At 37.1% G+C, this 9,881-nt stretch carries 9 protein-coding genes; 2 read left to right on the plus strand and 7 right to left on the minus strand.

What is annotated here, in order from left to right; genetic code table 11:
* Positions 1-6: 6 nt before the first annotated feature.
* From Q1553_RS06370 to Q1553_RS06390, 5 genes are all read right to left on the minus strand, one after another.
* The gene (locus tag Q1553_RS06370) at positions 7-432 is read right to left on the minus strand and encodes a PepSY-like domain-containing protein (protein WP_115551903.1); all 426 of its coding nucleotides are present in this window, start codon (positions 430-432) and stop codon (positions 7-9) included.
* Positions 433-532: 100 nt separating this feature from the next.
* A complete protein-coding gene (locus tag Q1553_RS06375; RefSeq protein ID WP_300669085.1) occupies positions 533-751 on the minus strand; it encodes a transcriptional regulator in 219 nt (72 codons plus the stop codon).
* 158 nt (positions 752-909) lie between these two features.
* Positions 910-2,784: a primosomal protein N' gene (locus Q1553_RS06380; RefSeq protein ID WP_297600543.1), complete on the minus strand. Its 1,875-nt coding sequence runs from the start codon at positions 2,782-2,784 to the stop codon at positions 910-912.
* Between the two features lies 1 nt (position 2,785).
* On the minus strand, positions 2,786-3,142 hold the full coding sequence (locus tag Q1553_RS06385) for a hypothetical protein (protein ID WP_181881655.1): 357 nt from the start codon (positions 3,140-3,142) through the stop codon (positions 2,786-2,788).
* Positions 3,142-3,375 carry a hypothetical protein gene (locus Q1553_RS06390; protein WP_115551906.1) on the minus strand — a complete coding sequence of 78 codons (234 nt, stop codon included), beginning with the start codon at positions 3,373-3,375 and terminating at the stop codon, positions 3,142-3,144. Before Q1553_RS06390 ends, Q1553_RS06385 begins: the two co-directional genes overlap by 1 nt.
* Before the next feature lie 134 nt (positions 3,376-3,509).
* Here Q1553_RS06390 and uvrB point away from each other — a divergent pair, with 134 nt between their 5' ends.
* On the plus strand, positions 3,510-5,483 hold the full coding sequence (uvrB, locus tag Q1553_RS06395; RefSeq protein ID WP_300669088.1) for an excinuclease ABC subunit UvrB: 1,974 nt from the start codon (positions 3,510-3,512) through the stop codon (positions 5,481-5,483).
* Positions 5,484-5,505: 22 nt separating this feature from the next.
* On the opposite strand, the gene Q1553_RS06400 is transcribed toward uvrB, so the two are convergent.
* Together Q1553_RS06400 and Q1553_RS06405 are read right to left on the minus strand one after the other, a co-directional pair.
* Positions 5,506-7,569 carry a methyl-accepting chemotaxis protein gene (locus Q1553_RS06400; RefSeq protein WP_297571482.1) on the minus strand — a complete coding sequence of 688 codons (2,064 nt, stop codon included), beginning with the start codon at positions 7,567-7,569 and terminating at the stop codon, positions 5,506-5,508.
* A 312-nt stretch (positions 7,570-7,881) separates the two neighbouring features.
* Positions 7,882-8,511, minus strand: a complete 630-nt coding sequence (locus Q1553_RS06405) for a recombinase family protein (RefSeq protein WP_245944261.1) — start codon at positions 8,509-8,511, stop codon at positions 7,882-7,884.
* A gap of 221 nt (positions 8,512-8,732) precedes the next feature.
* On the opposite strand from Q1553_RS06405, the gene Q1553_RS06410 reads away from it, so the two are divergent.
* The coding region (locus Q1553_RS06410) for a hypothetical protein (RefSeq protein ID WP_300842828.1) at positions 8,733-9,881 on the plus strand (1,149 nt) is incomplete at its 3' end.

Raw genomic sequence — 9,881 nt, forward strand, 5'->3', positions numbered from 1 at the left:
CACAGCTTAATATTTTTCGCTTAGCACTTTCCCTTCTTTATCCATAATTAACTCTTTATGGTTATCTAATTTGACTTCATAGCCATTGTAGCTTTTAGAAATTTCCATAATTTTTGCAGTGGCATATTTTGCTTTAATACCATTAAGCACACCTTGAGGAATAAAGCCTGTATTACTAATGGGGGCATAAGATTTAACTTCTCTCCAATCTCCGTCTTTTGCAAACTCTACTTTAGAATCATTGAGAAATTTCACTTGGTAATCATTAAAGCTTTTTTCTACTAAGCCCACTTTTTCATTCGCAAAATAAGTTTGAATGAATTTTTGTGAATTTTGTGGTAACTCATTTTGTTGAATCACTACATCAGCAGCCAAAAGAGCATTTGCCCCAACCAACACACTAAAAGCACACGCTAAACCAAACTTTTTCATAAATAACTCCTTTAAATAAAATTGTAAGTCAAATTATAAAAGGGGTTTATGAAGTTTTTTTTAATAGTTTGTCAATTTTTTGTCAAGATTTGAGAGTTTTTTATTTATGGTTTTTAGGGCATTCTATCTCCGACTTTATTGCATTTTTATTTTGAATGAGCTGTTCTAATTCGCAGCAATTTTCTTTTAAACTATCAATCATACTTTCAGCCTTTAAGCCAATCATCAAAAGCTCACAGACTTTTGGGCAATCTTTTTTCCATTTTCTCAAAGTCTTCACATTAATATCCAGTCTTCCTGCGAGATCGCGTTGTGTCATTTTAAAATCTCTTAAATTTTGCAAAAATCTAGTGTTTTTCACTTTAAAACGCAACAAGGTAAATTTAGAACTTTTTAATAATAAAAAAGGTAAAAATAGGATTAATACTTTATTGAGGTGCAAAGTTTTCTCGTCATTGCGAACGAAGCGAAGCAATCTCAAGCAAATTCTATCGGGTCTATATCCATTTCGCAAGCAATCGTATGCAAGGGCTGAAGTGCCAAATGCAAATCCCGCACCTTTGCACTGCGCAAGAAAATGACATAACGCCATTTATTTGCAATGCGTGGAATCGGGGCGATTCCACTTCCCACAATCTCTACTTTTAGGGATTCTATGCGAATTCTATCCTGCAAAAGCACAAGGGCTTGCTGCATAAGCTGTTGCGATTTTTCTTGATTTTTTTGGCTAAAATGCACCAAGGCAAGCCGCGCAAAAGGTGGATACAAAGATGTGCGCATCGTCAGCTCCTCTTCTAAAAACCTTTCATAATCTCCCAAAAAACTTTCAAAAAAGTCTTGATGTAAGGTTTGCACTAACACCTTGCCATTTTCTTTGCGCCCACTTCTACCCGAGAGTTGAAACATCAAGGACAATGCTTTTTCCCGCGCCCTATAATCACCGCTATACAAAAGATAATCTAATCCTAAAATCACGCTTAAATTCACATTATGATAATCGTGTCCTTTGGAGAGCATTTGAGTGCCGACCAAAATATCAATTTGATGTTGATTAAAAGCCTCCAAAGTTTGCTTGAGCTTACGTTGTGTTGTAATAGAATCTCGGTCAAAGCACGCAATATTAGCCTTTGGTAAGATTTTTGACAAATGTTCAGAAAATTCTTGTGTTCCCATACGCAAGCTTTGCAACTCCCCGCCACATTTAGGACAAGATTTTGGGACTACTTGTGCGAAATGGCAGTAATGACACTTTAAACTAGAATCCCTTTTGTGCAAACTTAAAGACACACTACAATTAGGGCATTCTATACTTTCGCCGCATTGCCCACAAAGCAAATGTTTGAAGTTCGCACGCGTAGGCAAAAAAACGATTGCTTGCTTAGAATCTCTAAAATTCCGCTCCAATGCGCTAAAAATGCTAGAATCCAACACATCATAACTAGCACAAAAAGTAAAATGATTTTGCGTTTGGAAATGCGTGCCTTTGAGGCGAAAAACCGCATCTTGTGTTTTGGCGCGCGAATAAGTGGTTGCAAGAGGCGTTGCACTACCTAGCACGATTTTAATCTTTGCCATTTTAGCGAGATACAAAGCCACATCACGTGCGTGATAACGTGGAGCGGAGTTGGACTTATACGCGTCATCGTGTTCCTCATCTATAAGGATTAAATCTAAGTTTGCTAGAGGCAAAAAGAGTGCCGAACGCGCACCCGCTAAGATTCTTACTCTGCCCTCTTTTAAATCTCGCAAAATTTGTTTTTTGGCTTTGCTTGTGATTTTAGAATGCCAAAATGCAAGACATTCACCAAAAACCGCTTTTAAACGTTTCTCCATTTGAGGAGTAAGTGAAATTTCTGGCATTAAGAAAAGAGCATTTTTGCCTCTATGCAGAGATTGATTCAACAAATGAATATAAATTTCTGTTTTGCCACTTCCTGTATCGCCAAAAAGTAAAGAATTTTGATGCTTGTTGATAAACTCTAAGGCTTGTTGCTGTTTAGCACTCAAAGGATTCAGTGCGAAACTTAAACTTGGAAAATCCTTGATAGAATCTTTGGCAAAGGGAATAAAAAGACCAAAACTAAGAGCATAAGAAGTGCAATAGTAGCGTGCGATAAATTCTGCCACTTGACATTGCAGGGGCGAGAATTGGAATCCTAAAGGCAAGGCTTCCTTGCAAGCAAATTCTGGTTTGGCGCATTCTTTTAGCACCACACCTTGCACTTGCTTATCTTTTAATGGAATTTCTACTAACAATCCACTCTCTAGGGATTCTGCACTTGCATAAGTGAGGATTGGAGAATTTCGCTTCAAAGTCGCAATATGATAGTAAAAGGGAGGTAAATTGTGCAAATTAGTTGGATTGAGCGTTTAAATTATTGGATTGCACTGAAGTTGCTTCCTCTTGGCTTGGCGATTCTACATTATTTTGGGATTCTTTTATTTCTTGTGGTAAATCCACAGCTTGAAGAGGATTTTGCAATTCTACATTTTGCGTATTTTGAATCTTTTGATTTGCCTTGATGATTTCGTTTTTGAGTAAGTTGTTGATTTCGGAATATTCCAAAAATGTGCGTAGCAAGTCGCGCGGGTGAATGTTGTTCGTTTCATCTACTAAAGATTTTAACGATTCTAATGTGGCAATAGAAATCTCGCTTGTGGGTATGTCGTAGTAGCGACCCATAATGCAAACGCGAAAAATATCACTCATTAGCGACCAAGAACATTTTGAATTTTGTTGAGCACATTCTCTAGTTCGCGTTCTTTTGCTCCAATTTCATCATAAAGTGAGCTAATCTCACTATTTTTCGCTTCATTTTCTGCTTTTAGAAGCACGATTTGCTGACGCAACGATTGATTTTCGTCTTTTTGTTTTTGCAATTCATCTATTAGCGCGTCAATGCTTTCTAAGAGTTTGCTTGAGAGATTCTTTGCTTCTTCCATATCCATCTTTCCTCGCAATTAAAAATAAATTTTAATTTTAACATTATTTTAAACATTTTTTATAAAAAACGCAAGATTTCTAAGGAATCTTATGCAAAAATTATGCTTTAATTTTGCTTAAAGGTTCTTTTTTAATGTTTCAATTACATTCTTCTTTTCAACCCTCTGGAGACCAACCAGAAGCCATTAAAACGCTTAGCGGATTCATTCAGGCAGGCAATCAATACCAAACGCTCATTGGTGTAACAGGGAGCGGAAAAACCTTTTCTATGGCGCACATCATAGAATCTTTACAAATTCCCACCCTTATTATGACGCACAACAAAACCTTAGCGGCACAACTTTATAGTGAATTTAAGGGTTTTTTCCCAAAAAACCATGTGGAATACTTCATTTCGCACTTTGATTATTATCAACCAGAAGCCTATATTCCGCGTCAAGATTTGTTCATTGAAAAGGATTCTAGCATTAATGAGGAGCTAGAACGGCTACGATTAAGTGCAACTACTTCCCTGCTTGCCTATGATGATAGTATTGTTGTTGCCTCTGTCTCTGCAAACTACGGCTTAGGGAATCCACGCGAATATTTAGAAATGATTGAAAAATTTGAAATAGGCGGGCAATACCACCAAAAGTCGCTTTTGTTACGCCTTGTAGAAATGGGCTATAAGCGCAATGATAATTTCTTTGAACGTGGAGACTTTCGCGTCAATGGTGAAGTAATAGACATTTATCCCGCATATAGTGAGGACGAAATTTTGCATTTGGAGTTTTTTGGCGATGAGTTAGAATCCCTCAGCCTTTTGGATTCTGTGGATAAGAAGTCGCTTAAAAAACTAAAATCCTTTGTGTTGTATGCAGCAAATCCTTTTATTGTAGGCGAAGAACGGCTAAAAAGCGCAATTAAAAGCATAGAAGAAGAGCTTGCAGAGCGATTAGCGTTTTTTAAATCTGTCGGAAAAATGGTGGAATATGAGCGGCTAAAGTCTCGGACAGAATTTGATTTGGAAATGATTAGCGCGACAGGAATCTGCAAGGGCATTGAAAACTATGCGCGCCATTTAACGGGCAAAAAACCGGGTGAAACTCCTTATTCTCTGCTAGATTATTTCGCACAAAAAAATAAGCCTTATTTACTTATTGTAGATGAAAGCCACGTGAGTTTGCCACAATTTGGGGGAATGTATGCAGGCGATAGAAGTCGCAAAGAAGTGTTAGTAGAATATGGATTCCGCTTGCCAAGTGCGCTAGATAATCGCCCCTTGAAATACGAAGAGTTTATACAAAAAGCTCCGCATTTTTTGTTTGTTTCTGCAACTCCTGCACAAAAAGAGCTGGATTTGAGCGGCACGCACACCGCAGAACAACTTATCCGACCCACCGGCTTGCTAGACCCCACCTATGAAGTGCTAGCAGTGGATAGACAAGTGGAGATTCTTTATGATAGAGCAAGAGAAGTGATTGCCAAAGGCGAGCGCGTACTTGTAACTGCACTGACAAAAAAAATGGCAGAGGAACTTACAAAATATTATAGCGACTTAGGGCTCAAGGTGCGCTATATGCACAGCGATATTGACGCGATTGAACGCAATCAAATCATTCGTGCTTTAAGGGCGGGAGAATTTGATATTTTGGTAGGAATCAATTTATTGCGCGAGGGATTGGATTTGCCTGAAGTCTCTTTGATTGCGATTTTGGACGCAGACAAAGAAGGATTTTTACGCAGTGAAACGAGTCTGATTCAAACAATGGGACGCGCGGCAAGGAATCTGCATGGGCATGTGTTGCTCTTTGCAGATAAAATCACCCCCTCTATGCAAAAAGCTATGGAGATTACAGACTATCGTAGAAGCAAGCAAGAAGCATACAACAAGGCGCATAACATCTCACCACAAAGTGTTTCAAGAAAGCTTGATGAGGATTTGAGGAATCAAGACTTAGGAATACTCTACGAAAAAGCAAAGAAAAGCAAAGACAAAATGCCTAAAAGCGAACGCGAAAAGCTTATCAAAGAACTAAGCAAAAGAATGCACGAAGCAGCTAAAAAGCTAGAATTTGAAGAAGCGGCGAGATTGCGAGATGAAATCGCCAAATTAAGGACAATGTAAAATTGTCTTTAAATCACGATTATTAATACTTTTTCTTGTTAATATCTTCTAAGATTGCATCAGCCAACTTTGCAACATCTTGACCAATCACATTCACATCTTTAGCGATTTGATTATTTTGTTGTGTAATTTGCTCTACTTCAGCAATAGAATTTGTAATTGCTTCCATTGCACTTGCTTGATGATTGATGTTATCACCTGCTTGGTTAATGGACTGCACCAATGTATTTGTATAGGCTTCAATCTCGCTCAAACTCTTGCCCGTGCGTTCTGCTAACTTTCGCACTTCATCAGCCACAACTGCAAAACCTCTTCCGTGTTCCCCTGCTCTTGCTGCTTCAATGGCTGCATTAAGGGCTAAAAGATTGGTTTGGTCTGCAATATCTTGAATAACTTTCAAAATATTTTTAATCTCATCACTCTGTCTTGCCACCTCTTTAATCATTGTATTGCTATCTTGCATATCTTGAGAAATCTTAGATATCGTTTGTGAGCTAGCTTGCAGGGATTGCGTTTGCAAATCAGACTGCTTTGTTAGATTGACTAAGAAACTCCTTAAATTACTACTTTTTTCGTGCAAAGTATTAGAACATTCTGCACTAAAGCGAAGCATTTTGGCAACTTCCTCTCCTAGTTTATTTGTAATGATTTCCACTTCTCCTTTTGGATTTTCTAAAGATTTCGTAAAGTCTAATTCAGAAAATGACTGATGCACTTTTGCGATACTCTTAAGGTCAGAACCAATGTGATGTTGCAAAGAATCCAACATTGTATTTAAAACTTCTTTTAATTCCAAAAGATTGGGATTATTTGGATTAGCTTCAATACGCACTTTTAAATCTCCTTGCTCTACTTTTGCAACAACTTGTAAGGATTCTTTAATCGCAATCTGATCTTTTTCTAAACCAAACTTAATATTTTGAGCGTTTTGATTAATAGTTTTTCCCATTGCCCCTAATTCATCTCTACAAGTTAAAGGAATATCTTGAAAATTGTCTCGTTTGTTGTTTAAATAATCAAAAAATTCCTGCAAGCCGTATTTTATTAAATTTAATCGTTTATAGATAATATGCCCCACTAGATACATTACAACACAAATAAGCACCAAAACTAGCAAAGAAATCATTGCTGCAAAATTACGAGTTGCCTTAGCAACTTTCAACATTTCTTCTAATGGAATATTTGCAAACACCACCCAGTGAATCGTATTGCTATTAGTCCCAAGTGTAAGGGGTTCCATAATTGTTATTATAGGTGCTTTTGTATTGGGACTAATTCTATCAAAGATAATCTCTTTGCCCAACAAAGCCTCTTTTAAATATTCATTTGCACTTTTATCTACATTTTCCATTTCACGATTAAATGTATGGAAAAACTTATGATGTAAAACTACACTATTTTGAGAGAGAAGGACAATGAAGCCACTTTCTAAGATTTTCATTTGCTTCATTTCTTCACCCATTTTTTTTAAATCCAATAGAATCCCACTAATACCAATCGTATGAGAATTATAAGTAATTTTGTTCAATAAATAAACAGGAGCATAAAGGGGTGTCTTGTCCGCACTATCTTTTGGCTTTGGTTTTAGTTTGGGTATAAAAATTGCCTGTGTTTCGCTGTCTTTAAATAGTGCATTGATTTCATCGTTCGTAAGGCTTTCAATGTATTTTGGTGATGATGAAGAGGTGGTATAAACTTCACCATTAAAGAATTTGACAAATGCAGATTGGTAAAGACCATTTTGACTTAATAATTGTTTTAAATAACCATTTAATATTGCAGAGCAGTTAGAATCGCAAAAGCGATTTGCATTTGGACTTGTTAGATTGCGCAAGCTTTGATTAGCTAAAATTGCAATATTTGCTACATTTTCAAATCCTAAATTAATTTTATTTTCTAAAATCCTTGCTTGGTTTTTGAGTGTCGCTTGCGCATAATTTGTGGTTGTTTCTTTGGCAAAATTAAAATTCTTATTCCCTACTAGCCACACGACTAAAGCAAGTCCAATAAGAGCCACTGCAAAACTTGCAAAAATGATTTTAAACTTTAAGCTGACATCATTTACTCTTAATAGAACTCGCCACATTATAAACTCCCCTTATTTTTAGATATTATACTAAAACAACTAGATAAAGCTATGTGATTTAATCACATTGATAACCTTGCTTTGAGAGTAAAAATTAAAAAAATATTTTGGAATCTTGCTAATATTAGGAGCTTAAGGATAGCATTTGTCAAGTCAAATATTGTAATTTTAAGTTTGTAGATTATGATTATAAATTTAAAATAAAGGGACGATTAATTTTACTCAAAAAAAGCTTAAATTTTATATTTTATCTTTTATTTTGGATTCTGGATTGCCACAAAAATTTTGCAAATTTTCTCGCAAGGACGAATCCTAAGCCTTGCCTTTATCTAAAATCAGATTCCGACTTTTGCAAAACCATAAAAACGCTTCATAGGTTTTTAACTTTTCATATCCCAAAATGCGCCAAATCTCCTTGACACATTCTCCTTGCGCAATGCGTAGTTTGATTTGTTCTATATCTTTGTCAAACACGCTATTAAGGGAGTTTTTGGGACGCCCTAATCGTTTGCCTTTTGCCTTAGCGTTTTGTAATCCTGCTTTGGTTCTTAGCGAGATAAACTCTCGTTCTGTTTCAGCCACATAAGCATAAATACTCAAAAGCAACTTGGAAGTTGCGTTATTAAAAGTCGTCAATTCTGGCTGACGAATAAAAATAAGTTGGATTCCTTTATCTGCTAGTTCCAAAACAAGCAAAATCGTCTCCAACATACTTCTGCCAAGCCTTGATAATTCAGTCGTAATGAGCAAATCACCACTTTTGAGAGTTTTTTTGAGTGCGATGATTTTCCGCTTTTCTTGCGATTGTTTAGAACTTATTTCAATAATGAGCCAATCATCTATTGTGATATTATGAATTTTGCAATATTCAAAGATTTGGGTTTTTTGCGCGCTTAAATCTTGCTTATTTGTGCTAACTCTAATGTATGCAATGCGTTTCAAGTGGTTTCCTAGTGGCTTTTAAGAATTATAACTAATATTGTGGTTAATTAAAATTAATCGTCCGATTTATTTTATTTGCGGACTTAAGGAGAGCGAGTGGCTTAAAGAGAAATGAGTGGGTATTTTGAAAGTTTTGTCCCCTCTGACTTCCTCTTATACACTACAAACTCTCCCTTGATAGCAAATAAAATTTAGGAATCACAAAAACATAAGGAGAATAAATGAAAATCTCATTGATTGCGAGTCGCTACTTAGTTGGCTCTATGGCTTTAAGTTTATCTGCGCTTAGCTTGTATGCGACAGATGTTACAACAAAGGCGGAGTTTGAGACAAATTTCGTCAAACAAGAGGGAACGAATAACTACAAAAACAAAAACAACAATGCTACACTAGCAATCAAGCTCCCTACTACTGCGGCGAAAGAAGTGCAAGCATTGCTAGGCGCAAATGGCAGAATCGTCATAGATAATGCAAACCAAGAAATCACACTAGGTGCAGCAAACACAGATATTTTTGGCTCTACTTTGGCAGACATTGAGGACACAAACAATAAATTCTATGGGTTTGACCTCACAAGCACTCACGCAAATGGAATCACCAATGGAGGAACACTCAATGTCGGCAAGGATTCCACTATCACAGGGAAATTTACAAATAACGAGGCATTGAATATCTTAGGAAGCAAGCTAGATATTACAGGGGATTTTGTGCAAGCCGCTAGCAAAACGCTTGACATTATGGAAGGCGCATTGAATGTCAAAGGCGCAGTCAATATACAAGGAAATGTGGCTTTAGATTCTGGTAGAATCAATGTCATCGGCTCTTATACAGAGGATGGAGCGACTGCTTATGACCTCTATGACTTAAACAACCTCATCAGCGTGCGAAAGGCTGGGGACAACTCTGCTACTGATGGACAAATCAGTTTGAATGCAAATTCAACATTCACGATTAATACCCAAAGACGCGCATTAGCAGACGACCTCAACCTAATGACTGCAGAGGGTGGATTCGCTACTGCTTCTCTTGGCACATTAGACGCGACAAAGAATCTTTATCCAACAGCTCTCACACAAAAACTCCCCACAGTGAATTTCCAAGCAAGCGCAGCAGACTATTTAGACAACCCAAGCTTGCTTGCAGGGATTGAGGGGCTAGAGTTTGAACGAGAAGCACAAGCGGGAGCGAATACCTCTGGTGGAACTGCGATACGCGAATACACACTCTATATCTCTGAAGACAAAAAGACCTTGTTTGTCAAAGTCGAAGCAGCAGGTGGTTTGGCAGCAGACACTACAAAGGATATGACACAAGCACAAATCATCACAGCACTCAATACTGCGATGGAATCTCAAATCACTGCAGATAAA

Source organism: Helicobacter sp. UBA3407 (genome assembly GCF_949747025.1).
Classification (GTDB): Bacteria; Campylobacterota; Campylobacteria; order Campylobacterales; family Helicobacteraceae; genus Helicobacter_D; species Helicobacter_D ganmani.

What these genes read in the sequence shown, in the direction of transcription:
- Q1553_RS06390 (WP_115551906.1), bottom strand. Translation starts at nt 3,375, where the DNA reads ATGGAAGAAGCAAAGAATCTCTCAAGCAAACTCTTAGAAAGCATTGAC.
- Q1553_RS06375 (WP_300669085.1), bottom strand. Translation starts at nt 751, where the DNA reads ATGACACAACGCGATCTCGCAGGAAGACTGGATATTAATGTGAAGACT.
- uvrB (WP_300669088.1), top strand. Translation starts at nt 3,510, where the DNA reads ATGTTTCAATTACATTCTTCTTTTCAACCCTCTGGAGACCAACCAGAA.
- Q1553_RS06385 (WP_181881655.1), bottom strand. Translation starts at nt 3,142, where the DNA reads ATGAGTGATATTTTTCGCGTTTGCATTATGGGTCGCTACTACGACATA.
- Q1553_RS06400 (WP_297571482.1), bottom strand. Translation starts at nt 7,569, where the DNA reads ATGTGGCGAGTTCTATTAAGAGTAAATGATGTCAGCTTAAAGTTTAAA.
- Q1553_RS06370 (WP_115551903.1), bottom strand. Translation starts at nt 432, where the DNA reads ATGAAAAAGTTTGGTTTAGCGTGTGCTTTTAGTGTGTTGGTTGGGGCA.